This window comes from Rodentibacter caecimuris (genome assembly GCF_010587025.1).
Lineage (GTDB): Bacteria > Pseudomonadota > Gammaproteobacteria > Enterobacterales > Pasteurellaceae > Rodentibacter > Rodentibacter caecimuris.
Map to the genome: position 1 here is coordinate 392080 of NZ_CP040863.1, position 25604 is coordinate 417683.

Genomic DNA, 25604 nt, shown 5'->3' on the forward strand with positions numbered 1-25604 from the left:
TGAAAAAATGCGGTTAATAATCATAAATTTTGGGAATGACTAACATGAACAACTACCCTCTTTTATCCCTTATTAATTCACCGGAAGATTTGCGTTTTTTAAAGAAAAATCAATTACCACAACTTTGCCATGAATTACGCAGTTATCTTTTGGAATCGGTTAGTCAAAGCAGTGGTCATTTGGCTTCGGGGTTAGGCACGGTAGAACTTACCGTTGCATTACACTATGTGTATAAAACACCATTCGACCAACTCATTTGGGATGTTGGACATCAAGCCTATCCGCATAAAATTCTTACCGGTCGCCGTGATCAAATGTCCACAATTCGTCAAAAAGACGGTATTCACCCCTTCCCTTGGCGTGAAGAAAGTGAATTTGATGTATTGAGTGTAGGGCATTCTTCTACTTCTATCAGTGCCGGGTTGGGAATCGCCTTAGCCGCGGAACGCGAAAATGCGGGGCGTAAAACCGTATGTGTTATCGGAGACGGAGCAATCACCGCAGGTATGGCGTTTGAGGCATTAAACCATGCGGGCGCATTACACACGGATATGTTGGTTATTTTAAATGACAATGAAATGTCAATTTCAGAAAACGTAGGCGCATTAAATAATCACTTAGCGCGGATTTTTTCAGGATCGTTCTACTCTACGGTACGGGACGGCAGTAAAAGAATTCTGAATAAAGTACCAACGGTGAAGAATTTTATGAAAAAAACCGAAGAACATATGAAAGGAGTGATGTTCTCACCGGAAAGTACATTATTTGAAGAGCTTGGTTTTAATTATATCGGCCCAGTAGATGGACACAATATTGATGAATTAATCGCGACCTTAAGCAATATGCGCAATTTAAAAGGGCCGCAATTGTTGCATATTAAAACCAAAAAAGGCAAAGGCTATGCCCCTGCTGAAAAAGACCCGATTGGTTTTCACGGCGTACCCAAATTTGATCCGGCTTGTGGCGAATTGCCAAAATCCAATGCAAAACCGACTTATTCTAAAATTTTTGGCGATTGGCTTTGTGAAATGGCAGAAAATGATCCAAAAATTATCGGTATTACTCCAGCAATGCGGGAAGGTTCCGGAATGGTTAAATTTTCCCAACGCTTTCCGGAACAATATTTTGATGTCGCCATTGCGGAACAACATGCGGTAACTTTTGCTGCCGGTTTAGCTATTGGGGGGTATAAACCTGTTGTTGCCATTTATTCTACCTTTTTACAACGTGCTTACGATCAATTAATTCATGATGTGGCGATTCAAAATCTTCCGGTTTTATTTGCTATTGACCGTGCCGGTATCGTGGGGGCAGACGGACAAACCCACCAAGGAGCCTTTGATTTAAGTTTTATGCGCTGTATTCCCAATATGATTATTATGACACCAAGTGATGAAAACGAATGCCGCCAAATGCTTTATACCGGCTATAAATGCGGCAAACCGGCTGCGGTGCGTTATCCGCGTGGCAATGCATTAGGCGTGGAATTAACACCGCTAGAAATACAGCCTATCGGTAAATCCCGTTTGATTCGGGAAGGCGAAAAAATTGCCATCCTAAATTTTGGTACATTGCTACCTTCTGCTTTAGAAGTCGCTGAAAAATTAAATGCGACTGTGGTAGATATGCGTTTTGTGAAACCGATTGATGTAGAAATGATTAACGTCCTTGTACAAACCCACGATTATCTCGTGACATTGGAAGAAAATGCGATTCAAGGCGGAGCGGGATCAGCGGTAGCAGAAGTATTAAATTCATCGGCAAAACCGACCGCACTTTTACAACTCGGCTTGCCTGACTACTTTATTCCACAAGGTTCACAACAAGAAATGTTGCACGAGTTGAAGTTAGATGCCGAAGGAATTGAAACTCAAATTCTTGCCTTTATAAAAAACTAGGTATTGATGAAATATTTTCGTCATTTTTTTGAAATTTTTTTTGAAAAAATGTGAACTAACTCACAAAACAATAGTCTGATAAACTGCTAGTGCACTGCATATTTGCAGTTTTTTAAATTGTTATTTTATTTTTAAGACCTCCACCGCTATTCGAATGAATAGCGTTTTTTTTATCTAGGATTTTAAATAATAAAAGGATGCATCAAGCATCCTCTTTCTTACTACTTACAGTTGTTGATATACCCTCATTGCGTGAGCATCAGACATCCCCGCAATATGATCACAAATCACACGCTTTTTCTGCTCATCCGGGGCATTTTGCCATTCTTCTGCGGTATGACGCGGTAAAAGGCGGATGGGATCGGATTCAAAAATTTGGAACATATCTGTTAACATCCTCTGCCCTTTGTATTCAATACGTTGCGTTTCAACATTACGAATGACATATTTCCAAACAAATTTTTTAAATACATCCAAGATCATCACAACCTGCTCGGGCAATTCCGCGTTATAACGTAACAAAGGTTCGTCAAAATTATCTGTTACCGTCCAACGTACATGGGTAATAAAAAAGTTCACCAATGCACCAATGGCATTTTTTCGTTCAAAATGTTTTTCGGAAAAAAGCTCTCGGCTAATACGCTGAATATTTTTTTGTATCCACGGCAAAGGGATTTGCATTAATGCACTATGTGCTTCTTGCCATTGATGTTGATCGACTACTTTTGTCACGATAGCATCTTCCAAATCATGCACAGCATAAGCAATGTCATCAGCCAGTTCCATAATACTGCAATCAAGGGATTTAAAGCGTGGTTTCAAAAAAACGCTGGAATCCGACTGCTCTTTTTGTACGGAAGTAAATAAAGTGCGGTCATTTTCAGATAAATTTTTTAATAGCCAATTAAACATCGGTAAATCATCGCGAAACAGCCCTTTCCCCGGTTTCCAGTCGCTGATTTTGATAAAACGGGCATCACTCCGAGTTAAATTAGGCAAATTGGTATGTCGCGGTGAGGTCATCTCTAAAATCGTCGGGTATTTAACCACGCCTAGAAGTGTACGACGCGTTAAATTCATTCCTGCTTTTTCCGTGTAAGGCTCAAGTTTTGTCAAAATCCGAAAGGTCTGTGCATTGCCCTCAAAACCGCCGTTTTGGTACATCATAAAATTGAGAGCCACTTCCCCGCCATGCCCAAAAGGCGGATGCCCAATATCATGTGCAAAACAAAGACTTTCAATTAAATCATTGCTCGGTAGGAGTGGTTTGAGCTGTTTTTGTAATTCGGTTTGTGGCCAATTTACTTGATTTGCTAAATGCGTGAATGTTTCCGCAAATTTGAGTTGAGCAACAAGGCTGCTACCAATTTGTGCTACTTCAAGAGAATGGGTTAAACGAGTGCGATAAAAATCATTTTCGCCAATGGCGTGAATTTGCGTTTTTGCCTGTAAACAACGGAAAGCGGCAGAATGTAAAATTCTCCCTCGATCTCGACGAAATGGCGGGCGGTGATCTTTTTCTCGTGGCGGATCGGGAATAAATCGCTCAATCCAATCGGTAGATAAGGTATTTTTCATAGGCTTATACAAGTAAATAAATCATTTTAAATACTAACGGAGCAAGGATAGAGCTGATAATGCCACAAAGTACTAAAGAAATCGAACTATAACTCCCTGCTTTGGGATTAATTTCCATACAGCTTACGGTTCCCAAAGCGTGAGAGATCGAACCGACGGATAAACCTATTGCCTCTTGGTGGCGTAACCCTATTTTTTTCAAAATTAAATAACCAAAAATTGAACCTTGTAAACCCGCAACGACTACCCCCACAGCGGTGACGGCAGGAATGCCGCCTAAATGGGCTGAAACTTCCATCGCAATCGGCGTTGTAATAGATTTAGGTAGTACCGTAGCAACCATATCCGGTGTCGCCCCTAAAATTAGTGCAAGGATTGCGCCGCTAAACATCGAAAGAAGCGAAGCAAGGACAACAACAGAGAGAATAATGCGCCACTGTTTTGCAATTTGTCTTAATTGTTCATATAACGGCAAGGCGAGTGCCACAATACTCAGGCTTAATAAATGGTTAATGGGGGCATTCCCTTGCATATAATCATCGTAAGGAATTTTTCCCATAATCAAAATCACTACTAAAATCAGCACGGTGAGAATAAACGAGTTAAAAATAATTGATTTCCAACGTTTATTAATTTGCAGGGCAAGCCAAAATCCGAAAATGGTTAAAAAACTATAAAGGTAAATGATGTAATTCATACTTTGACTCTATTGTTGATGTGTTTGTTTTTCTTCTTGCACTATGCGTTTGGCTAATACTTTTTTACGTTTATGGCGAAATGATTGGCGCTCAAACATCATATTCGCCACAATACCGATAAAAACCAGCGTAACAAAGGTGCTGACAACATTTGGGATAATCAAAATATTCATTTGCGTCCATAATAAATCGGAATACTTAATAATTCCCACACTCACGGGAACAAATAAAACCGCCATAAAATGAATTAACAAACTTGCACCAAAATAAATCCATTCCAACGGAGTAATTCTGGTCGTCAAGCCAATGAAAAGTAATAGTAATCCCCAAATACTCCCGGGTACGCCGGCTGGGATAAAAGACGCAATTTGATTGCCAAGATAAAGCATGATGTAAAGAATTAATAAGGAACGAACCAAAAGAAACAGCTTGTATAACATCTTTGTCCTTTTAAACTTTTTCAATAAAACTTCAAAATTATTTTACGCCGATTTCCCGAACTCTTGCTACCCTTTTTCTTTAAAAACACCGGAATTTATGCGTTTGATCAAAAACAACAATTATGCTTCATTCAGTTTGGAATTTGATACAATAGTCGCTTAGCTTTACTAGGCATAATAATTGTTAGCCACTCGCCGATTTATCTTTCAATAACGCTATGATTAAAAATACTGTCATCTTAATTTCATTATTTTTTTTAACCGCACTTTCTGCCTATGCTCATCCTCCCAATACCTGCGTTGTGGTAGGAATTAGTGATGGGGATACGATCACTTGCCTTATGCGAGGAAACAAGCCGATCAAAGTGCGTTTGGAAGAAATTGATGCGCCGGAAAGCAATCAACCTTTTGGGAAAAAATCAAAACAACGGCTTTCAAATTTAATTTACAAACGTATAGTCACCTTAAAAATAACAGGTCAAGATCGCTATAAACGCACACTGGCAACAGTTTATTCCAACGGAAAAAACATTAATCTTGAAATGGTGAAATCCGGTATGGCTTGGGCATATCGTCAATATCTTCGCCACCCCGTTTATTTATACGCCCAACAAAAAGCACAAATACAACGATTAGGATTATGGGCTGCGCGTTCCCCCATTCCACCGTATGAATGGCGTAAACAGGAGAAAAAATATGGCTTTTGATTATCAATCATTTAAAGAAAATTTTCCTTATTTTGGAAAAACAAATGCTACCGTGTATTTGGATAATGCCGCGACAACATTAAAACCGAATGTATTAATTGAGCGCACGACTGAATTTTATGCCTCCGCCGGTTCGGTTCATCGTAGTCAATATGATGCAAAGCAAACCGCTCAATATGAACAAGCCCGCACGCAAGTGAGACAATTGATTAATGCGGAAGATGAAAAGGCAGTAATTTGGACATCGGGTACTACACATGCGATTAATTTAGTGGCAAACGGATTATTGCCACATCTAAAAGCCGGTGATGAAATTCTGATTAGCCAAGCGGATCATCACGCTAATTTTGTTACTTGGCATGAAACCGCCAAAAAGTGCGGTGCAAAAATTCGAATTTTACCTATTTCAGATAATTGGCTCATTGATGAAACCGCATTAAAAAATGCCCTCAATGAACGTACAAAGTTGGTGGCGTTAAATTTTGTTTCAAACGTCACCGGCACGGAACAGCCCGTCAAACGCTTGATCCAATATATCCGCCAATCCGGTAGCGCACTTGTTTTAGTCGATGCTGCACAAGCGATTAGCCATATTCAGATTGATCTACAAGATCTTGATGCGGATTTTCTCGCTTTTTCCGCACATAAAATTTATGGGCCAAACGGGATTGGCGTATTAAGCGGAAAACTGACCGCACTTTCACAACTACAACCGCTCTTTTTTGGTGGCAAAATGGTAGATCGCGTGTCGGCGGAAAACATTACTTTTGCGGATTTGCCCTATCGTCTTGAAGCCGGCACCCCCAATATCGCAGGTGTGATTGGCTTTAATGCGGTATTGGATTGGTTACAACAATGGGATTTTGTCTCTGCCGAACAGCATGCTGTGGCATTAGCGGAATCTGTCAAAGTGCGGTTAAAAAATTATGTAAATTGCCGATTATTCAATTCTCCACAACCGAGCACCATTGTCTGTTTTATCTTTGAGGGGGTTGATAGTTCGGATCTTTCCACATTACTCAGTGAACAAAATATTGCATTGCGAGTGGGAGAACATTGCGCACAGCCCTATTTAACAAGACTTGGAAAACGAACGACCTTACGCCTCTCCTTTGCCCCTTACAATACGCCTGAGGATGTGGCACAATTCTTTGTCGCACTGGATAAAGCCTTGGAACTTTTACAATGATCGAACAATTAAAACTGGCAACAAACTGGGAAGAACGTTACCGCCTGATTATTCAAGCGGGCAAAAATTTGCCCCGTCCAAGTGATAATGAACTTGCCAATATGCAATCAATTAGCGGCTGTGAAGCACAAATGTGGTTTCAAATTATCCCTAAAAATGACCGCACTTTTCAATTCAACGCCTTTAGCGAAGCCCGCATTATGAATGGTTTGCTGTGGATTTTACTTGAAAAAATTAATGGTAAAACGGCAAATGCGCTACGAGAATTTGACCTTACCGCCTTTTTTACTGAACTCGGTATTGCACAACGATTAAGCGAAACCCGCTTAAACGGCTTAAATCAAATCGGACAACAGCTAAAACAACTATGTACTTAATTGAAACTTTCTTCAAATTGACCGCACTTGAGAATGACATTACGGAGCAAAGCCGTTTGCTTAATAATGTTATCGATCAATGGCGTTATAACGGTCAAATTATCGGGCGTGAAATTCCTCTCTATCTAGCGGAGGAAAATGATCAACAAGGTTTTGCAATGCGTGTCATTTGCCCTGAACAAAACAGCCTTTTTCCGCAAAATAACAATGTAGAAGTCAATCAAGCATTAGCAAATGCAGAAAAGCTCGGACTAATTTTTGATGGTTTTCAACTTATTGGAGATGACTTCAATAGCGATCAAACCACAGCAAATTCTCATCCTACGTGGCAAATACTTTATACGACTCATTTACAAAGCTGTTCTCCCATTCACAGTGGCGAAAATTTTGCACCAATCCCGCTTTATAAACAGCTTCAGTATCAACCGCACTTGAGTCAAGATTTAATTAAATGGCAAGAAAACTGGCAAGCCTGCGATCAATTACAAATGAACGGTTCGACCTTGGAACAAGCTGCTTTACAAGAAATAGCCGATCATCAAAGCACGCTCGCTAAACATGGTCGTTATTTAGCGCAAGAAATCGAAAAAATAAATAATATTCCGACCTACTATTATCTCTATCGTGTAGGCGGCCAATCTCTTGAAAATGAGCAACACCGTCACTGCCCTGAATGTGGTGGTAACTGGGTGTTAAGCGAACCCATTTTTGAGGTGTTTCATTTTAAATGTGATCAATGTCGATTGATATCGAACATTTCGTGGAATTTTTTATAACTAGGAAAAGAAATAATGAACAAGCTAACATCACTTAAACTTGGGCAAAAAACCGAATATGCCAGCGAATATGACCGCACTTTATTACAATCCGTGCCGCGGGCTTTGAATCGTGATGATTTAGGTATAACCGAAACACAACCTTTCACAATAGGTGCGGATATTTGGACAGCCTATGAAATATCATGGCTTAATGAAAAAGGTGTGCCACAAGTGGCGATTGCGGATATCTATTTGGATCAACAAAGCCAAAATTTAATTGAATCCAAAAGTTTTAAACTTTATTTAAACAGTTTTAACCAAAGCAAATTCACCGACTTCCAGCAAGTGGCGCAAGTGATGCAAAAAGATTTAACGGAATGTGCGCAAGGTGAGGTGAAAGTGCGGTTAAATCCCCTTTCATTTTATCAAGCGCAAAAAATTGATCATTTACAAGGCGATTGTATTGATGGGCAGGATATTGATATCACCAATTATGAATTTAACCCGGATTGGTTGAAGGATTGTGTTTCAAATGAAAAGGTTGAGGAATATCTCGTCAGCCATTTACTCAAATCAAATTGTTTAATCACCAATCAACCGGATTGGGGAACGTTGCAAATTCATTACATAGGCAAGAAAATCAATCGGGAAAAATTATTGCGTTACGTTGTCTCTTTCCGCCAACATAACGAATTCCACGAACAATGTGTGGAACGCATTTTCTGCGATTTAATGCGCTATGCCAAACCGGAAAAACTCACGGTTTACGCCCGCTATACCCGCCGTGGCGGTTTGGATATTAACCCTTTCCGCTCTAACTTTGAAACCTTACCGGAAAACTTACGTTTAGCCAGACAATAAGGATTATGATGTCAAATGACACACGATAATATGGCAAATTTAGCCTTACACTTATAAAGTGCGGTTGGTTTCAGAAAAACGTTTGGGGCAACAGATTGACTAGAAAATAAGCATGGTTTTCCTCTGTTGCCCTCTCTTCATAAAACTGAGAGTTAATCTATTTTGTTTTAACGTTGAGACTGTTCTATAAAATCTCCTTAGTTAAAATAAGACATTTTAATATTTTTTAGATTTTTCATAAAAATTCCCCTCTTTTATTCGATTTTCTTCAAACAAATACGTGTTATGAGATATTGTCTATTACCTTGATTAATTTGATTGAGATTAAAATAAAAATATATATAATAATTGTTATCATTTAGTTTAATATTACTAGTGATTTTGTAACTTACTAAGGTAAGAAATTATTTTTTCATTTATAAATCAAGGGAAATGTATGAAAGGAAAACAATTTGGCCTTACACACATCAGTTTCGTTGTGATGAGTGTATTAACTGCAAGTACTGCTTTAGCAAATAGCGGTTCAAGTATTATGCTAGATGAAATTACTGTGACGGATCGTCAAGGTACAAAAGTGCAGACAAATATTGTCACAATGCAGGAACGTAATGAGAGTACTTCTACCGATTTACGCGACTTTTTAGCTAAAGAGCCCTCCATTTCCTTTGGTGGCGGAAACGGAACATCTCAATTCCTCACTATCCGCGGCATGGGGCAAAACTCTGTTGATATTAAAGTGGATAATGCTTATTCCGATAGCCAAATTTTATATCACCAAGGTCGTTTTATTATTGATCCTGCCTTATTAAAAACTGTTTCCGTACAAAAAGGGGCGGGTTCTGCGAGTGCAGGAATAGGTGCAACAAATGGTGCAATTATTGTGAAAACAGTCGATGCGCTTGATTTGCTAAAAGGGAGCAATAAAGATTACGGCTTTCGTTTAAATTCCGGATTCTCATCCAATGACAGTTATAGCTACGGCGCAACAGCTTTCGGTAAATCAGGTAATTTTGATGCCTTAGTATCTTACGCAAGAACCGATAATGATCACTACAAACCGGGTAAAAACTACCGTAATATCAATGGCGGAGATACTGTACCTTACAGTGCTTTAGATAAGCGTAATTATTTAATTAAATTAGGTGGCACTTTTGGTGATGGGAATCATCGCATAGTATTAAGTCATCTTAAAGATGAACATCGTGGTGTGCGTACTGTGCGTGAGGAATTTACGGTGACAGAAGGGAGACTGTCTTTAGAACGTCAAAAACCAACTTATCGTGAAACAAGTAAGAACAATACCAATCTTGAATATACCGGTAAAAACCTAGGTTTTATTAAAGAACTGACCGCTAATGCTTATATTATGCAGGATAAACGTTACTCTGCTGATGATTCCGGTTGTGGTTACTGTGGCAATGTTGCCGGTCCAACCACCACAAGAATCACGACTAAAGGGGCGAATATCAATTTTGACTCTGATATTGGCGATTCGGTTTTGCTCAAATATGGATTAAATTATCGTCACCAAAAAATTACACCTCATACATTCTTCCGTCCTAATTTAGTTGAACCAAGCAAAGAAGATACAGGTGCTTACGTTGAAGCGATCACTGCGCTAGGCGACTTCATCTTCACGACAGGTTTACGCTATGACTATTTCAACCTTAAAGCAATGGATAACAAGTCTGTTTCTGATGGCAAATTCAATCCTAGCTTTGGTGTCATTTGGCAGGCTACGGAAGGATTAAGTCTCAGTGCAAACCATAACTATGCTACACGCAGTCCACGCCTCTATGATGCATTATTAACTCATGGAAAACGAGGTATTGTATCTATTGCTGACGGCACGGTTGCAGAACGTGCACGTAATACGGAAATTGGTTTTAACTATACTTATGAAGGGTTTTCATTGGAAGGAAGTTATTTCTGGCAACGTATTAATGACGCTTTAGCTAATCCGCAAGATAGACATGCAGGTGGCGTGAGAGAAGCTGTGAATGCCGGTTTTATTAAAAACCGTGGTTATGAAATTAACGCCGGCTATACCATTGGTGGATTTACTGCCCGTGTTGGTGTGTCTGAAAGTAAACCGCGCATCTATGATTCGCACCCTAAAAAATTACTCAGCTCAAATCCGGAATTTGCAGTACAAGTTGGTCGTACCTGGACAGCTGCATTATCCTATCGCTTTGAAGATCCTAACCTAGAACTCGGTTGGCGTAATCGTACCGTACAGAAAGCTAAGGGCTCCGTTCTGGTACGTGATAATGAGACAGGCTCGGATATTGTACGCTCAGGCTATAGTGTGCATGATTTTTATGTGAACTGGAAGCCATTGAATAATGATCAATTAAATATCAATGTTTCACTTAATAATGCGTTTAATAAGTTCTACTATCCACATAGCCAACGTCCGAACGTATTACCGGGTGTAGGACGTGAGTTACGCGTAGGTATCAATTATCAGTTCTAATTAAAGATAATTTTAGTATTGATAGTATTTAAAAATTAATCCACCGTTTATTGTAAAGGGTGGATTTTTTTATGATGAAATCGTAGATAAAAATGAATTCTAAATTACACAGGCCATAACCAAGCCGCTCCCCTAACCCCACTGGCATCACCATGCCGAGCTTTACGAATAGGAGTATGAAATTCTTTGCCAAAAATATAATTCGGCATCAATTTGGGTATATTATGATAAAGCCTGTCTATATTGCATACTCCACCGGCAAACACGATCACATCCGGGTCAAGCACATTGACATAAGCAGAAAGTGCTTTTGCTAAACGGTGTTCGTAAACCTGCAAAGTTTGTTCTGCCAGTTCATCCCCCTGTTCCGCAAGCGCCACGATTTCATGCCCTTTTAACACTTTTCCTGAGCGGCGTGTATAATCATCACAAAGCCCTGTACCTGAAACAAATTGTTCGATACAACCAGAACGACCGCAATAACAAAGTGACATTTGAGCAATTTGTTGCTCTTCTTCATCCATCCAAGGTAAAGGATTATGTCCCCACTCTCCACCAATACCGTTGCCACCATTATGAGGTTTACCATTAATCACAATGCCGGAACCACAACCTGTCCCCAAAATTAATGCTAAAACAACCGCACTTCCTGCGCCGGCACCGTCAGTCGCTTCAGAAACCGTCATACAGTTAGCATCATTGGCAATGCGCACTTCTCTATTCAATACTTGAGATAAATCTTTATCTAGCGATTGACCGTTTAACCAAACAGAATTGGCATTTTTGACTCTTAAACTAAAAGGTGAAATCGTGCCAGGAATCCCCACACCAACCGTTCCTGTTTGCCCCGTTTCTTGTTCAGCGTCATCAACCAAACTTTTAATGGCAGTAAGCGTGGCTTCGTAAGAACCTCTTGGTGTCGGAATACGTTTTCTAAATAATGTTTCCCCATGATGAGATAACGCAATGACTTCTATTTTAGTGCCACCTAAATCAATCCCAATACGCATATTCCTCTCCTGTTTACCGAACTTAAAATTTAAAATATGTTTTTTCTAAAAACTTGTATATACTTTTAGGGCTTGTGAACGTGTTGTTTTTACTATGTTTCTGCAAAATTGTCACGCCCCTTTTCTACTAATTAAATTCGTGAGATAAGCAATGCCATCAAATTTATCTATTCTTGTTATTGATGACGACATCCAAATCTGTGAACTACTCACTGATATTTTTGAAGAACACGGCTATGCTGTTTCAACGGTCAATACAGGCAAACAAGCCTTAGCATTACTCCAACAAACCACCCCAACATTCTCACTTATTTTTCTCGATCTTATTTTACCTGATGTCAATGGACTTACTTTACTACAGCATTTAAAGTCACTCACTTCAATCCCAATTATTATGTTAAGCGGTTTGGATTCAGAATCAGATATTGTTGTGGGATTAGAAATGGGGGCAGATGACTATATCCCGAAACCTTTTTATCCCAGAGTAGTTGTTGCAAGAGCAAAAGTTGCCTTACGTCACCATCAACCTCAGCCTTTTTCCAATACACCGATTCGCCATGGTTTTCAGTTTGATCATTGGTTATTTGATACGGAAAATCACAAATTATATTCACCACAAAAACAAGAAATTATACTCACTCAAGGTGAATATACTCTACTATATGCTCTAATCAGCCATGCTCAAAAAGTGCTTTCCCGTCAAAAATTACTTGAATTAACACACTCTGAAAGTTTGGATATTTTCGACCGAACTATTGATGTACTCATTATGCGTCTGCGTAAAAAAATTGAGCCGAATCCTAAAAATCCTCGTTATATCCAAACAATAAGGGGAATCGGTTATTTGTTTAATGCAATCGTAGAATCCTGTTAAAACACAGTGAAAAATTATTCACAAACTCGTTCACTCGTTTGTTCATCTCTAACGAGATCGTTGGCAAAGCCAACGTTCAAAAAACATTGTTTTTTGTGACCGCACTTTTTTATCTTTAAGGCAGATCTAAGATCTGCCCTCTATTTTTCGTCGTTTTATTTTACTGTCCAACCTTTATAATCCGTGATATTTTCACGAGTGATTAAATTCACCGGAATTAACACCGCCTCTTTAGGTGCCGGTTTACCCTGTAAAATATCATAACCGATTTTTACCGCCTCTGCCGCCATCACTTGAGGATCTTGTGCAGGAGTACCACGAAATAGGCTATCGGATAATTTTAATGCTTCTTCACCATCAGGTGAGCCATCCACGCCCATAATAAAGAATTCATTGCGTTGCGCCTGTTTAGCCGCTAAATCCGCACCAATTGCGGTCGGATCATTAATTGCAAATACGGCATCAATTTTTGGATGAGCGATTAATAATGATGTCATCACTTCCAATCCGCCTTCTCGGCTTCCCTTCGCATTTTGGTTATGGGATAGCACTTTGATCTCACTGTGTTTCGCAAACACATCTTGGCAGCCCTGAACACGATCTTGTACCGCTGAAACCGGTGGTCCATTAATAATGACAACATTTCCCTTGCCATTTAATTTATCTACGATGGTTTGGCAGGCAATTTCTCCGGCTTGATAGTTATTTGAGGTTACGGTGGCATTTGCCCCATCTGCCGCCACATCAACGGCAACAACGACAATTCCGGCATCACGTGCACGTTGTACTGCGGGGCCGATCCCTTTGGAGTCTGCCGCATTTAAAATGATCATATCCATTTTTGCGGCAATAAAATTGTCGATTTGCGCCACTTGCTGCCCTAAATCATAACCACTGGATACAGAGACAACATTAACTTTATCACCCGCCAATTCTTTCGCTTTTAATTCCGCCCCTTTTGCAATTTGTACGAAAAACGGATTAGCAAGATCTCCGACCGTCACACCGATAGAATTTAATTCTTTCCCTTGAGCAAAAGGTGCGATGGCTAACATTAACGATACAGCTAAAGTTTTTAATTTCATGACGATTTTCTCCTATGTTGAAGTAAATATTATGCTGAGCGAGTACGGTATTTGTCGATTAATACCGCCACGATAATAACCCCACCTTTGATGACGAGTTGCCAAAAATATGACACGCCCATTAATGTCATACCATTATTTAAGGTCGCAATAATTAATGCACCAATCAATGTTCCGGTGATCGTACCAATCCCCCCGACAAAACTGGTTCCCCCTAAAATAACGGCTGCGATTGCATCAAGTTCATAGCCGACACCAAGATTACCATTGGCGCTGTATAAACGTGATGCACTCATTACGCCTCCAAGACCTGACAACAGGCCACTGGTGGCATAAACAAAAATTAATACTAAAGAAACTTTAATACCGGTTAAACGGGCCGCTTGTAAATTTCCTCCAACTGCATAAATATGAGTGCCCAAAGTCGTACGACGTAAAATAAACCAACAGATTGCAATCACGGCAAAAGCAATTATCACCAACCAAGGAACAGAACCAAGGTAGCCGTTACCAATCCAGCTAAATGAGATTTTTGAATTGATTACCGTAGTACCATCTGCGACTAAATAAGCTGCGCCACGCAATGCCGTGTAAGTGCCTAAGGTAACAATGAACGGTGGTAAGCCTGCATAAGCAACAAGTAAACCATTGAATACACCCATTCCCAATCCTGCAAGTAAAGCGATTGGGACAGCAAAATCTGCTAATGCCGGATTTAATGATGCCACTAACCCCATCACCGCCGTTACACCAAGAATAGAACCGACTGAAAGATCGATCCCACCGGTTAAAATCACAAAAGTCATTCCGGCGGCAAGGACAATATTGATGGAGGCTTGACGGGTTATATTCATAACATTAGCTTCCGTCATAAAATTAGGAGCAACAAAAGAAAAAACGATGACAATTAAAATTAAAATTGGCAAGATCCCCATCGCTTGCATCGCATCAGCTAATGCTATTTTCTTAAACCCCACGTTGGTTGATTGTGCTGTTCCCATTTTTTACCTCTCTTTTAAGATTTAATCCTTCATTTGATTTTTATTTATTGCGCACCGCAAGCAAATGCCATAATTTGTTCTTGATTAATATCATTTCCCGTCAATTCACCGACCATATAACCCTCGCGCATTACATAAACACGATCACTCATTCCCACAATTTCTGGAAGTTCACTGGAAATCATCAAAATGGCCACACCTTGTTTTGCCATTTCGATCATCATTCGGTAAATTTCACTTTTTGCCCCCACATCAACACCGCGTGTCGGTTCATCCATAATAAACAATTTAGGATGAATAGCCGCCCAGCGGGACAGCAATACTTTTTGCTGATTTCCGCCGGATAATCCACTCACATTCACGTTGGCACTGGGTACTCGCATTTTTAGCCCTTCAATGGCTTCCTGAGTCGCTCGTTTTCCCTTTGTTCGGTTTATCACCAACATTGTGGCATCACGCTCAATGGTTGCCATAGTTACATTCTTAAGAATATTTAAATCAAGAAATAGCCCTTCCTCTTTACGATTTTCCGGCAATAATGCGACATGATGAGCAATAGCGTCCCGTGGCGAATTAAAACTAATTTCGCCCCCACTAAGATAAATTTTACCTTGCGTTGCCCGTTTAACGCCGAATAATAGATGTGCCAATTCAGAACGCCCGGCACCAACTAAACCGGATAGACCAATGATTTCCCCCGCACGAACAACAAGGGAAGCATCTCTCACTTTATTACCGTCCGCAAGATTTTCCACTCGTAATACTTCTTCCCCAATCGGAACAGATTCTTTGTTAAACAAATCGGTTAGCGGGCGACCGACCATCATTTGAACCAAAGTCGCAGAATCCACATTTTCACGAATCAATGAACCGACATATTTTCCATCACGTAGCACACTCACCCGATCCGCTAATTCATAAATTTCAGCCATACGATGACTAATGTAGATAATTGCCATTCCCTCATCACGCAGTTTTTTTACTAATTCAAATAATCGTTCTGTTTCACGAGATGATAATGCAGCGGTCGGTTCATCCATCACTAATACACGACTGTTACGATGCAAAGCCCGTGCAATTTCAACCTGTTGTTGTTCCGCAATGGTGAGTGATGACACTTTTTGAGTGGCAGAGAATTGTGCGCCTAATCGATCCAATACTTTTTGTGATATATCTGCCATTGCCTTGCGATCAAGACCGTACCAATGTTTAATTTCACAACCTAAAAAAATATTTTCTGCCACCGTTAAATTTGGCGATAAATGAATTTCTTGATAAATCAAAGTAATGCCTGCTTTAATGGCATCTTTTGGAGAGGAAATTACAAAGCGTTCTCCATCAATAAAAATATCGCCTTCAGAGGCAGTGTAAGCACCGGCAAGAATTTTCATTAAGGTGCTTTTCCCTGCCCCATTTTCGCCCATCAAAGCATGAATTTCTCCTCGATAAATGGGTAAATCCACGCCTTGTAATGCATAAAACGAACCAAAACGCTTAGCAATACCTTTCATTTCTAATAATGGGTGGGTAACTTGATTAGAATTATGTTCTCGCATTTCATCACTTCCCCTTTGAACTATTTTTCAACATTTAATCATAGGAATATGAATAGAAAATGTTGAAACTTATTCATAATTGTCATAATTCCTACTTTTTATCAAATTTGAGAGTTAGATCACAAAATGATCATAAGGATGATATTCTTTATTTGTTTTTATTAATTTCTGCTTACAATAATCAAAAGCGGTATAGGTATAAAAGTGCGGTCAAAAAATGAAGAATTGGATAACATCAACAAAAATTTATAGCGTACGTTTTCGTTTAATGCTGTTTTTAATTACAGTAATTTCACTTATTATTGCCATTAGTACGACGGCAATTATAGGATTAAATAATACCTATAATTCTTTATCCAATCTGCGTAATCGTTCCCTTAACCAAATGTTTTCATCAATGACATTAGGTGTTAAAACTGCACAAATTTCTACCTATGCAAAACGTTTAACACAAACCACCAGTGCCTTAGAATATCAGGGGGAATCAAAGTCACTCACGCGTCATGCCGAAGAATTACAAAACCTATTCAAGCAAGCCAAACAATCCACTGTGGAACCCAATGAAATTTTCACTCAAGTTATTCATCATATTGATTTACTTGAAAAAAATGTACAAGATTTATTATTGCAAACCCATGAACGCCATGTATTGCATACGACAATGATTAGCCAATTAAACCAGGGGTTACTTTATATTCGACATATTAAGAGATTAGAAAAACGTGTTGTGTCCGCCGATACAGAACATCAATTTCCACAAAATTTCCTTATGCAGCTTGATCGGGTAGAAAAACTCATTGAAGATGCAACGAAAAGCCGTTTTTCCGTGAGTGTATTTACGGGAATACAAGCTAATTTTTTATTCTTTCCTCCTGTTCATCGGTTTCCTGATATCAATGAAGAATTAATGAAACTTCAACAACAATTTCCCACCATGATTGACAATGCAAAAATATTGGAGAAAGTTAATTTACGTATCCAATTTCTGACATTCAAAATTGATGCTTTAGTACAACAAATAAACCAACACTATACACAATTAGTCAAAGACAAAGTTGAAAATGCCAATACTAATTCAGAACAAGTTCAACAACATTTATTCACATTAACATTATTTATTTTATTATTTTCACTTTTTACGATTTTTCTAATTATTATCTGGGCAAAATATATTTACTCTCTTATTGGAAAACGACTTTATTCCATTACAAACGCATTAAAGTGTTTGTCGCAAGGCAATAAAAATGTGACAGTGCCACAACAACATAGTCACGATGAGATTGGTGATTTAGCGAGAACCTTTGATGTGTTTTACCAAAATGTAATAGAACTGGAACGAACGGATTCCTTATTGAAAGAAAAAAATGAATTAGTCGAACAGACTTTTTTAGCTATGAGGGACGGATTAGTCATTTTTGATAAAGAGTTAAATCTCATTTCTCATAATGCTCAATTTAAAATATTACTTCAACCGTTTTTTACAGAATACAAACAACACAGCCTTTATTCATTAGCCGGTTACTTTGATTCTCGACAAACCAAAGTCATGGGGAGCAATCAATCCATTAATTTAACCTTACTCACAGAAGTTCGCCAAGCACAAGACTTTCTTGAAATACAGTATGAAAAATATATCTTAGAATGGCGTGTTAGCCCCTTAAAAGACGGATTTGTTATTTTTTTAATTGACCGTACACAACGGAAAAAATGGGAAAATGAGATTATTCATAACCAAAAAATGCGGGCAATTGGTCATTTAACAGGAGGAATTGCCCATGACTTTAATAATTTTCTTGCAGTGATTATTGGTAATTTAGATTTAATTAACCCTGCTCATCTTGATGAACGGCAAGCAAAACGTTTACAGCGAGCCTTAAAAGCCGCCGAAAATAGCGCAACTTTAACCCAACGTTTGCTGGCTTATGCAAGAAAACAACCACTCCACCCGATTTCGCTAGATATTAATCGACTTGTTTTAGAGTTTAATGATTTAATCAAGCACAGTATTCCGACAAATATCAAAGTGCGGTTAGATTTAGGTGAGAATTTACCCCCTGTTTACATTGATAAAAATCAACTTGAAACGGCACTTCTCAACTTAATTGTAAATGCGAAAGATGCATTGAATAATCAAGGAACCATTACAATCAAAACAACGGCCCTTAATGTCCCCCGAACGTATCGACAAGAACACATGGTTCAACTTTCTGTTATAGATGATGGATGCGGTATGGATGAAGAGACAATAAATCACGTATTTGAACCATTTTTTACAACAAAACAAAATGGTCGAGGGAGCGGATTGGGGTTATCAATGGTATATGGATTTATTCGCCAATCGAAAGGTCGGGTGAAAATTGATTCTTGTCCGGCACAAGGTACGGCAATTCACTTGCAATTACCTATTACAACGAACATGAATACCGCTATACCAATGCCAAAAAACTTTAGTAAAAACGAGATTCGCTATAAGATTTTGATTGTCGAAGATAAAACAAGTTTACGTGAAACCCTTGGGGAGCAACTCCATGTTCTGGGCTATATACCTATCTTATGTGAATCTGCTGAACAGTCCATTGAACAATTAGAACAAGGAGAAAAAATTGACTATTTATTATCTGATATTATGTTATCAGATAAACTCACCGGCATAGATCTTGCCAAATGGGTACAGAAAAACTTCCCTACAATAAAAATCTTACTTATCACAGGTCACACGGCGCAATTAGAAAATGCCGAACAATTTCCTGTGCTAATCAAACCTTTTACACTACAATCGTTACAACAAAAACTACTTTGTCTTTAATGAAAAAGTGCGGTCATTTTCACCGCACTTTTTATTTATTGCGCAGCTACGTGCTACGTAATACCGCGTTATCCTTGTTTTAAATCATTCGCCTGTTGTAATAATTGATGGCTTTCTTTTAAAAATTGTTCGGAATATTCACCGAACCATTCCCGCACTTGATGAAACGCCTCAATGAAACCTTGGCGATCATGATTTTCAAAAAACGCTAATGCTTCTTCATAGGTTTGTTTTAGACTTTCAATCACTTCTAAGTTTTCCGCTTTATCCATAATAATATCCGCATAAAGTTCCGCATCTTGCGCAAACAAGCGACCAATCATTGCCAATTCCAAACGATAAATTGGGGAAGAAAGCGCAAGTAAATTACTGAGATTCACAGGTTGCTTAGAAAGGTGTAAACCATTAGCAAAGGTCGAAAAATGACGTAAAGCCTGTACATAAGTCATATGGTGATCGTGTTCTACGGCATTGGTTTGATGAATTTTCACGCCCCAAATTTGAATTTGTTCCAGCAACCATTCATATCGATCAGGAAAACGTCCGTCGCAACGTACTACTACTTGTTTTGCCATACTGGTAATATCCGGCCCGAACATAGGGTGTAATCCCACCACTGCCCCTTGATGTATTTCCAACATTTTCGCCAAGGGCTCACGTTTTACCGAGGTGAGATCCGCAAGTAACATATTTTCCGTTAAATAAGGTTTTAAGCGTTCAATCGTTTCTAGGGTATTCGCAATAGGCACGGAAATAATCACCACATCCGCATTGGCAAGGATTCGATCCGCCACATCCCAATCATCACGTTCTAAAACGGAAATCGGATAACCGGAAGCACGCAAATAGCGGGCAAATAATCCGCCCAGTTTCCCATAACCACCCACAATCACAATTTTCCGAATATCGGGATTCACGGTTTTAAAACCGAATTGATTTTCATTGGTATAGGATTCCCGCATAAAACGGCGTAGCACATCTTCGATTAGATCCGGTGAAATACCTGCTTTCTCCGCTTCTAAACGACGTGCTTGCAACATAGCAATTTCGCGATCGGGCGCATAGATAGGGAGACCATGTTGATGTTTGACTTTGCCCACCTGTGAAACCAGTTTGAGGCGTTTAGAAAAAAGTTGAATGAGTTCGCGATCGAGCGAATCAATTTCGGAACGTAAATCGTTAAGTGCTTCCATAATCCACCTGTAATATTTTATTTACACTCTTTGTAAGAAATTAATTACAGGTGAGATTACTGGAATTTATAAGGAAAGGCAAATAAAATTATGCGGATTGTGTAATTAATCGTTGTGGACGGATAATATCGCCATCGATCAACGCCACGCCTAAAAATAAATTCTGTGCCGAAAACAACCGCACTTGTCCTTGTAAATTCTGGTCGTTAGTAAATTTCACTCGCTGACCAAAACCAATGGCACGACTTTGTGCCTCATTCAAATGCAATGCCGGTAATTTACTTACTGCCGTGTCTGTTGGTAATAAATGTTGATCAAGTAACGCCAACTCTTGCTTTTCCGCAAGATATTGTAATTCTTGCCAACTCATCATCGCTTCAATCGGATAATCCGCCACGGCAAGTCGGCGTAACATGGTAACATGCGCTCCACAACCTAATACTTCCCCTAAATCATCCACCAATGTGCGAATATATGTACCTTTGGAACAATGCACTTCCAACGTTAAATAAGGCGCATGGTATTCAATAAACTTAAGTTCAAAGATCGTGATCGGGCGTGCCTCACGTTCTACGGTGATACCTTGACGGGCGTATTCATACAAAGGTTTGCCTTGATGTTTTAAGGCTGAAAACATCGTCGGCACTTGCAAAATATCGCCCCGAAATTGCTCAAGTGCGGTCAAAATTTGCGGTGTTTCCACATTCACTGCACGGGTTTCCACTACCTGCCCGTCAGCATCGGAAGTATCAGTGCGCTCGCCTAATTTTGCAGTAACTAAATAACGCTTATCCGCATCCAATAAAAATTGAGAAAACTTAGTGGCTTCTCCCAAACAAATCGGCAACATTCCTGTTGCCAGCGGATCTAACGCCCCCGTATGCCCTGCTTTATTGGCTTGGAAGAGACGTTTTACTTTTTGCATAATTTCGTTAGAGGACATTCCCTGGGGTTTATCCAACAAAAAAACGCCGTCAATATCACGTCCCCTCTTGCGTGGTCTCGACATTATGCTTCGTCCTCAACGTGTTTGCGCTCATCTTCACGTACCACGTTCGTCACCAAATTGGACATTCTCATTCCTTCTACCAAAGATTGATCGTAGATAAAACGGATTTCCGGCACAATGCGTAAACGCATCGCTTTGCCAAGCAAGGTGCGAATATAAGGTGCGGCTTTTTCTAAGCCTTTCATCCCCTGTTCAATGGCACTTTCATCATGATCAAACAAGAAGGTGACAAAAATTTTGGCATAAGCCAAATCACTCGACACCTCAACATCGGATACCGTCACCATACCAATACGCGGATCTTTCACCTCACGTTGTAAAATCACCGCAATTTCTTTTTGGATTTCTTGCGCAACACGGTCGCTACGTTTAAATTCTCGAGCCATTTTCTTTTCCTATTTTCAATAATTCTTTTTAAGGCGGGGATTATAGCAAAATTTATCCCTCAAAAGCGAAAAGTGCGGTTGGTTTATAAAATTATCTGTATAAATGACCGCGACGTTTTATATCAAAAGTAGCGACATAACACCAAAACACAATAAAATCCGACCGCTCTTTTCTCCAAATAGAGATAATTTTTCTAACTAGAACCTGCAAGTAAATTTTGTCTAATTTGATCAAAATCGGTTCGGCGTAACAGTTTGCCGTCTTCAAAGAGTATTTCTAATAAATCATCACTAAAATCATCTTTTGCAGTTAAACCATCAAGATAGGTATCATAAGAAAGGACTTTAACACGGCCTTTTTGGGATTTTTTTAAGCCATTATCGGTTTTAGGATTCTTAAAGATCGCTTTTTCTTTACCATTAATCGTGATAGATGTTGCTTTAATGGCAAATCCTAACGTATCACGCGTATTACGTTGATAGGTTTGCGCACCGACACCAAACACAATATTACTTGAAGCAAAGCCTTTCACTTTTAGCCCCTCTAAAATCTTAGACATTTTTTCATAGGTCACACCATCACCATAAATAGCGCCGATGTGAGGATCAAGAACTTTATAACCTTTCTGATTAACCGAGCCGCCAAAAATATCCCATAAACACTCAATTAGACCTTTACGCTCATGCTTGGTATCTGCCGTAGGATCACCACAAATAATCGCAAAAAAATCACCGCTATCAGGTCGAATAACTAAACGGGCATTCTCAGGTCTTGCCATAATTTCCGGCTTCAATAAAGGTAAATTAATCGTAATGTTATGCCAAAAATCGGTTGTATCCGACACAATTGACAACATACTATTCGGAAATTTATCCATTAAATAACGAAATGTGGGTAATTCATCAACACCATGTGAGCTCATCACTGAGTGTTCTGAAGCCGGAATTGACGTGCCGATTAAGCTATTTGAGCCGTAATAGGCTTCAATGAAAGAGATCGTAGGAATCGTATCCGTGCCTAAAAAGGAGGTTAAGTGCCCTGCTCCTGAAGTTTCCGCCGATTCTAAAGAGCCCATCCCCCGCATTGAAAAATCGTGAGATTGAAATGGAACATGATCTTGGTTATCACAGGTTTCTTTTGCAAACTTAGCTAATACAGCCCGATAAGCAAAAGCCATAGAAGCTGAAGTCATCGGCTGCCAAAGCGATACATTAATAAGTGTTTCTAAATAGTTGGTAAGCCAAAAGAAATCAGGATGAGTATTCTCAATAGTCATCACGGGAACTTTAATTGCAACGGTTTTTCCTTCAGGAATAGCTTTAATTCGGATAGGTAAATAACCTAACTCATGTAACCGCTTAATATGTTCCCCTGTATCATCTAACTGTAACGTTTTTTTAATGAAGGCTGAATATTCAGAAACAACTTCATTCTTATCCCGAGAAAAGAAGTTGTCATTAAAATAATGTATTAAATATTTAGTAATAAATGCTTGAAAACCAAAGGAAACAACTCGTGTTAAATAAGGAGCTTGTTTATTGCTGCGAGGCGTAAACGTACTATAAAGAATCTGTGAACCTTCAGGATACATGATGCGATGAGATGTTTTATAAAAATCACATAATAATGAAGGTATAGCGCTGGCACGACTATAATTATTTAATAGATTATCCATAAAATTTATTACCTTATTACAATCTAAGTTAGATTTGTTGTTAGTTACAAAATGTAAGCCAGATAACTTGTTGAAAGCTAACTGCTGGTTATAATATGAAGAATATTAAAACTATCGGCTTTATTTATCATAATAATTTATTATTTTTAGACAATAACTAAAACACCATTTAGGTTAAGATATCTAAATAATAAAAATTTACATAGAGCTATCATAAAATAATAAATATTCTATGATGTTAATAAACAAAACGGTTATTTTTATTGCAGAATATAACCGTTTTCGACATTTAGAAAATATTTATTTTGTAATAAATATTATTTAATGATCTAAATATAAATAATTTTTCCAACTATTCATTCTCAATAAAATTTTACGCATCATGGCGAGATGGTGGGCATGTTCGGTATAAACCGCCGCTTCAGCTGTTGCACCGAAAGGTAATGGATATTCATCCATCTCTTCGGTGAGCTCCAGTAATACAAGAGGCATTGCTCGTTCATCAATGAATTTACGGGTGTAGGTTGTACCGTTTGCTTGCACTTCACTTTCACCGATAGCGGGTAAAATCGCTTTCACTTTGGCAGGGAAAACTTTTCCAGGAATAGCGGGAAATGCTAATTCTGCCTCATCACCGGCTTTTAAACGTAATAGGGAATTTTGACGAAATGCAGCAACGAACTGACGTTTTTGTTCACCAATAAAGGTCATAACCGGGCGAATGGCTAAACGTCCTGCCATCATGCCTTCTTGTAAAAATTGTTGTGAAACATAACCGTCTGATGGTGCACGCACAGTCGTTGATTCCAAATCGAACTTTGCACGTTCAAGGGCGGCACGCTTTGCAGCCACTGTTGTATTTTCACCATTAATGTTGGAGTCTAGTAATTTTTCTGCTTTTTCAAGTTCGGCTATTCGGGTTTCATAAGTTGCTTTTGCACTCAAGGCTTCACGGATTTTAACTTCCGACTCAAGTTGGCTTACCCCTTGTGTAGCGACTAATTTCTTATAACGCTCCGCTTCTTTTTGCTTTTGGTGCATGGTTAATTTTGCTTCTTCTAAGCGGGCTTTAGCTGCATTCACATCCAGTTGCAATGTGGTTGCAGCTTGAATTGAATCAGCCAATTCCGCTTTTCTCGCATCCACATCCGCTTGATAAGGAGTAGGATCAATACGAAATAACATTTCATCTTTTTTAATCCGTTGATTCGGTGTAAATTGATTGACTTCAATCACACGACCGCGAACCTGTGGAACAATTGGCGTTGAGATATAATATTGCGTCACTAATTTGGTATGCGGATGGTTATAGTTCATAAACAATAGCATAGAAACCAATAATACGACCCCGCCTAAAATTGCCGTTGGCACCGACCATTTGTTTAAAGGAATTTTAAAGAGTTTAAAAATCCCCATACAAAGCGAGGCATAAATAATTAAAATCATCAACTCCATTGCTTATACCTCACTCTTATTTTGTTTGTTTTCTAGCTGAGCTAATTTTTTTGTCAATACATTTAATTCTTGACGTAAAGTAGCCAATTCCGTTTCTAATTTTAGGTTTTGTTTTTCCAATTCAGGAAGCTGTTTTGTGACATTTTCTATTCCTAAAAGAAGCTCGGATTCTTTTTGACGATTGCCATTCCCCCAACCGTTTTCTTTATGCCATAAGGTTGCCCAAATCCAGAGGAAAGGCCAAATAACGTGTAAGGTAAATAAACTCACCCATCCGGCATAATGGATGGCTTCTAGATGGGGATGATTACGTTTTTTAGCTATTTCATAGGGAATGTCGTGAATAGCAATCACTGCATAAAAAATAGCAATGCTCGCAAATAATAGAAAAAATAATGCTAAATAATCCAGCATTTCAAATGCTCCGAAAAATAGCTGTTTTTGCATTTTCGCTTATAAACAGCAATTTAAATATAGCTACAACTAAACTCTATAAAAATCTAGTTATCCCATTTAACAAAGTGCGGTCAGATTTCCCCACATTTTCTAAAATAGCCGGAGAATCTCACCG

22 protein-coding genes are annotated in these 25604 nt (G+C 38.9%); 9 read left to right on the forward strand and 13 right to left on the reverse strand.

Annotated features, from left to right (window positions below; translation table 11 throughout):
• The first annotated feature begins 44 nt into the window (after window positions 1-44).
• Window positions 45-1898: a 1-deoxy-D-xylulose-5-phosphate synthase gene (gene dxs / locus FEE42_RS02040; protein ID WP_164027610.1), complete on the forward strand. Its 1854-nt coding sequence runs from the start codon at window positions 45-47 to the stop codon at window positions 1896-1898.
• Between the two features lie 225 nt (window positions 1899-2123).
• On the opposite strand, the gene FEE42_RS02045 is transcribed toward dxs, so the two are convergent.
• Genes FEE42_RS02045 through FEE42_RS02055 form a run of 3 tightly spaced genes read right to left on the reverse strand, consistent with a single transcriptional unit; the run spans window position 2124 to window position 4614 of the window.
• Entirely contained in the window at window positions 2124-3476 is a 1353-nt protein-coding gene (locus FEE42_RS02045) for an anti-phage deoxyguanosine triphosphatase (RefSeq protein ID WP_135968575.1), read from the reverse strand.
• Between the two features lie 4 nt (window positions 3477-3480).
• Window positions 3481-4173 carry a CidB/LrgB family autolysis modulator gene (locus FEE42_RS02050; RefSeq protein ID WP_135968576.1) on the reverse strand — a complete coding sequence of 231 codons (693 nt, stop codon included), beginning with the start codon at window positions 4171-4173 and terminating at the stop codon, window positions 3481-3483.
• A gap of 9 nt (window positions 4174-4182) precedes the next feature.
• Window positions 4183-4614, reverse strand: a complete 432-nt coding sequence (locus tag FEE42_RS02055) for a CidA/LrgA family protein (RefSeq protein ID WP_135968577.1) — start codon at window positions 4612-4614, stop codon at window positions 4183-4185.
• A 218-nt stretch (window positions 4615-4832) separates the two neighbouring features.
• On the opposite strand from FEE42_RS02055, the gene FEE42_RS02060 reads away from it, so the two are divergent.
• From FEE42_RS02060 to FEE42_RS02085, 6 genes are all read left to right on the forward strand, one after another.
• Window positions 4833-5321, forward strand: coding sequence for a thermonuclease family protein (locus tag FEE42_RS02060; RefSeq protein ID WP_059366288.1), 489 nt, complete (start codon window positions 4833-4835; stop codon window positions 5319-5321).
• A complete protein-coding gene (locus FEE42_RS02065) occupies window positions 5311-6510 on the forward strand; it encodes a cysteine desulfurase (RefSeq protein ID WP_059366289.1) in 1200 nt (399 codons plus the stop codon). The genes FEE42_RS02060 and FEE42_RS02065 overlap by 11 nt, the downstream gene beginning before the upstream one ends.
• Window positions 6507-6887 (forward strand): SufE family protein, encoded by a 381-nt coding sequence (locus FEE42_RS02070; RefSeq protein ID WP_059366290.1) that lies wholly within the window; start codon window positions 6507-6509, stop codon window positions 6885-6887. The genes FEE42_RS02065 and FEE42_RS02070 overlap by 4 nt, the downstream gene beginning before the upstream one ends.
• Window positions 6878-7663, forward strand: a complete 786-nt coding sequence (locus FEE42_RS02075) for a Zn-ribbon-containing protein (RefSeq protein WP_059366291.1) — start codon at window positions 6878-6880, stop codon at window positions 7661-7663. The genes FEE42_RS02070 and FEE42_RS02075 overlap by 10 nt, the downstream gene beginning before the upstream one ends.
• Window positions 7664-7678: 15 nt before the next feature.
• Window positions 7679-8506, forward strand: a complete 828-nt coding sequence (gene queF, locus FEE42_RS02080; protein ID WP_059366292.1) for an NADPH-dependent 7-cyano-7-deazaguanine reductase QueF — start codon at window positions 7679-7681, stop codon at window positions 8504-8506.
• A gap of 436 nt (window positions 8507-8942) precedes the next feature.
• Window positions 8943-10982, forward strand: coding sequence for a TonB-dependent siderophore receptor (locus FEE42_RS02085; protein WP_164027611.1), 2040 nt, complete (start codon window positions 8943-8945; stop codon window positions 10980-10982).
• 104 nt (window positions 10983-11086) lie between these two features.
• Here the strand turns inward: FEE42_RS02085 and mak are convergent, their stop codons facing one another.
• Window positions 11087-11992 carry a fructokinase gene (gene mak, locus FEE42_RS02090; RefSeq protein ID WP_164027612.1) on the reverse strand — a complete coding sequence of 302 codons (906 nt, stop codon included), beginning with the start codon at window positions 11990-11992 and terminating at the stop codon, window positions 11087-11089.
• Window positions 11993-12143: 151 nt separating this feature from the next.
• Between mak and FEE42_RS02095 the strand changes: the two genes are divergently transcribed.
• Window positions 12144-12866 (forward strand): response regulator, encoded by a 723-nt coding sequence (locus FEE42_RS02095; protein WP_135968580.1) that lies wholly within the window; start codon window positions 12144-12146, stop codon window positions 12864-12866.
• Between the two features lie 155 nt (window positions 12867-13021).
• Here FEE42_RS02095 and FEE42_RS02100 read toward each other — a convergent pair whose 3' ends face one another.
• The 3 genes from FEE42_RS02100 to FEE42_RS02110 are packed head-to-tail and all read right to left on the reverse strand — an operon-like array spanning window position 13022 to window position 16508.
• Window positions 13022-13951, reverse strand: coding sequence for an ABC transporter substrate-binding protein (locus tag FEE42_RS02100; RefSeq protein WP_059366296.1), 930 nt, complete (start codon window positions 13949-13951; stop codon window positions 13022-13024).
• Window positions 13952-13980: 29 nt separating this feature from the next.
• Window positions 13981-14952, reverse strand: a complete 972-nt coding sequence (locus FEE42_RS02105; RefSeq protein WP_059366297.1) for an ABC transporter permease subunit — start codon at window positions 14950-14952, stop codon at window positions 13981-13983.
• Between the two features lie 44 nt (window positions 14953-14996).
• The gene (locus FEE42_RS02110) at window positions 14997-16508 is read right to left on the reverse strand and encodes a sugar ABC transporter ATP-binding protein (protein WP_164027613.1); all 1512 of its coding nucleotides are present in this window, start codon (window positions 16506-16508) and stop codon (window positions 14997-14999) included.
• Between the two features lie 217 nt (window positions 16509-16725).
• Here FEE42_RS02110 and FEE42_RS02115 point away from each other — a divergent pair, with 217 nt between their 5' ends.
• Entirely contained in the window at window positions 16726-19314 is a 2589-nt protein-coding gene (locus FEE42_RS02115; protein ID WP_059366299.1) for an ATP-binding protein, read from the forward strand.
• 68 nt (window positions 19315-19382) lie between these two features.
• On the opposite strand, the gene tyrA is transcribed toward FEE42_RS02115, so the two are convergent.
• The 6 genes from tyrA to FEE42_RS13015 form a co-directional block, all read right to left on the reverse strand.
• A complete protein-coding gene (gene tyrA, locus FEE42_RS02120) occupies window positions 19383-20507 on the reverse strand; it encodes a bifunctional chorismate mutase/prephenate dehydrogenase (protein ID WP_059366300.1) in 1125 nt (374 codons plus the stop codon).
• Window positions 20508-20595: 88 nt separating this feature from the next.
• Window positions 20596-21516, reverse strand: a complete 921-nt coding sequence (gene truB, locus FEE42_RS02125; protein WP_059366301.1) for a tRNA pseudouridine(55) synthase TruB — start codon at window positions 21514-21516, stop codon at window positions 20596-20598.
• Window positions 21516-21902 (reverse strand): 30S ribosome-binding factor RbfA, encoded by a 387-nt coding sequence (gene rbfA, locus FEE42_RS02130; RefSeq protein ID WP_059366302.1) that lies wholly within the window; start codon window positions 21900-21902, stop codon window positions 21516-21518. Before rbfA ends, truB begins: the two co-directional genes overlap by 1 nt.
• Before the next feature lie 194 nt (window positions 21903-22096).
• Entirely contained in the window at window positions 22097-23578 is a 1482-nt protein-coding gene (locus tag FEE42_RS02135; protein ID WP_164027614.1) for a nicotinate phosphoribosyltransferase, read from the reverse strand.
• A 321-nt stretch (window positions 23579-23899) separates the two neighbouring features.
• The gene (locus FEE42_RS02140; protein ID WP_164027615.1) at window positions 23900-25033 is read right to left on the reverse strand and encodes an HlyD family secretion protein; all 1134 of its coding nucleotides are present in this window, start codon (window positions 25031-25033) and stop codon (window positions 23900-23902) included.
• A 3-nt stretch (window positions 25034-25036) separates the two neighbouring features.
• Entirely contained in the window at window positions 25037-25480 is a 444-nt protein-coding gene (locus tag FEE42_RS13015; protein ID WP_377092347.1) for a DUF3302 domain-containing protein, read from the reverse strand.
• Between the last annotated feature and the right edge of the window lie 124 nt (window positions 25481-25604).

Bases quoted from the DNA above. Each gene is read 5' to 3' on its own strand.
- queF (WP_059366292.1), top strand. From the start codon at position 7,679: ATGAACAAGCTAACATCACTTAAACTTGGGCAAAAAACCGAATATGCC.
- FEE42_RS02140 (WP_164027615.1), bottom strand. From the start codon at position 25,033: ATGGAGTTGATGATTTTAATTATTTATGCCTCGCTTTGTATGGGGATT.
- tyrA (WP_059366300.1), bottom strand. From the start codon at position 20,507: ATGGAAGCACTTAACGATTTACGTTCCGAAATTGATTCGCTCGATCGC.
- FEE42_RS02135 (WP_164027614.1), bottom strand. From the start codon at position 23,578: ATGGATAATCTATTAAATAATTATAGTCGTGCCAGCGCTATACCTTCA.
- FEE42_RS02075 (WP_059366291.1), top strand. From the start codon at position 6,878: ATGTACTTAATTGAAACTTTCTTCAAATTGACCGCACTTGAGAATGAC.
- dxs (WP_164027610.1), top strand. From the start codon at position 45: ATGAACAACTACCCTCTTTTATCCCTTATTAATTCACCGGAAGATTTG.
- FEE42_RS02100 (WP_059366296.1), bottom strand. From the start codon at position 13,951: ATGAAATTAAAAACTTTAGCTGTATCGTTAATGTTAGCCATCGCACCT.
- FEE42_RS02050 (WP_135968576.1), bottom strand. From the start codon at position 4,173: ATGAATTACATCATTTACCTTTATAGTTTTTTAACCATTTTCGGATTT.
- FEE42_RS02115 (WP_059366299.1), top strand. From the start codon at position 16,726: ATGAAGAATTGGATAACATCAACAAAAATTTATAGCGTACGTTTTCGT.
- FEE42_RS02060 (WP_059366288.1), top strand. From the start codon at position 4,833: ATGATTAAAAATACTGTCATCTTAATTTCATTATTTTTTTTAACCGCA.
- rbfA (WP_059366302.1), bottom strand. From the start codon at position 21,902: ATGGCTCGAGAATTTAAACGTAGCGACCGTGTTGCGCAAGAAATCCAA.
- FEE42_RS02095 (WP_135968580.1), top strand. From the start codon at position 12,144: ATGCCATCAAATTTATCTATTCTTGTTATTGATGACGACATCCAAATC.
- FEE42_RS02070 (WP_059366290.1), top strand. From the start codon at position 6,507: ATGATCGAACAATTAAAACTGGCAACAAACTGGGAAGAACGTTACCGC.
- mak (WP_164027612.1), bottom strand. From the start codon at position 11,992: ATGCGTATTGGGATTGATTTAGGTGGCACTAAAATAGAAGTCATTGCG.
- FEE42_RS02110 (WP_164027613.1), bottom strand. From the start codon at position 16,508: ATGCGAGAACATAATTCTAATCAAGTTACCCACCCATTATTAGAAATG.
- FEE42_RS02085 (WP_164027611.1), top strand. From the start codon at position 8,943: ATGAAAGGAAAACAATTTGGCCTTACACACATCAGTTTCGTTGTGATG.
- truB (WP_059366301.1), bottom strand. From the start codon at position 21,516: ATGTCGAGACCACGCAAGAGGGGACGTGATATTGACGGCGTTTTTTTG.
- FEE42_RS02105 (WP_059366297.1), bottom strand. From the start codon at position 14,952: ATGGGAACAGCACAATCAACCAACGTGGGGTTTAAGAAAATAGCATTA.
- FEE42_RS02055 (WP_135968577.1), bottom strand. From the start codon at position 4,614: ATGTTATACAAGCTGTTTCTTTTGGTTCGTTCCTTATTAATTCTTTAC.
- FEE42_RS02065 (WP_059366289.1), top strand. From the start codon at position 5,311: ATGGCTTTTGATTATCAATCATTTAAAGAAAATTTTCCTTATTTTGGA.
- FEE42_RS02045 (WP_135968575.1), bottom strand. From the start codon at position 3,476: ATGAAAAATACCTTATCTACCGATTGGATTGAGCGATTTATTCCCGAT.
- FEE42_RS13015 (WP_377092347.1), bottom strand. From the start codon at position 25,480: ATGCAAAAACAGCTATTTTTCGGAGCATTTGAAATGCTGGATTATTTA.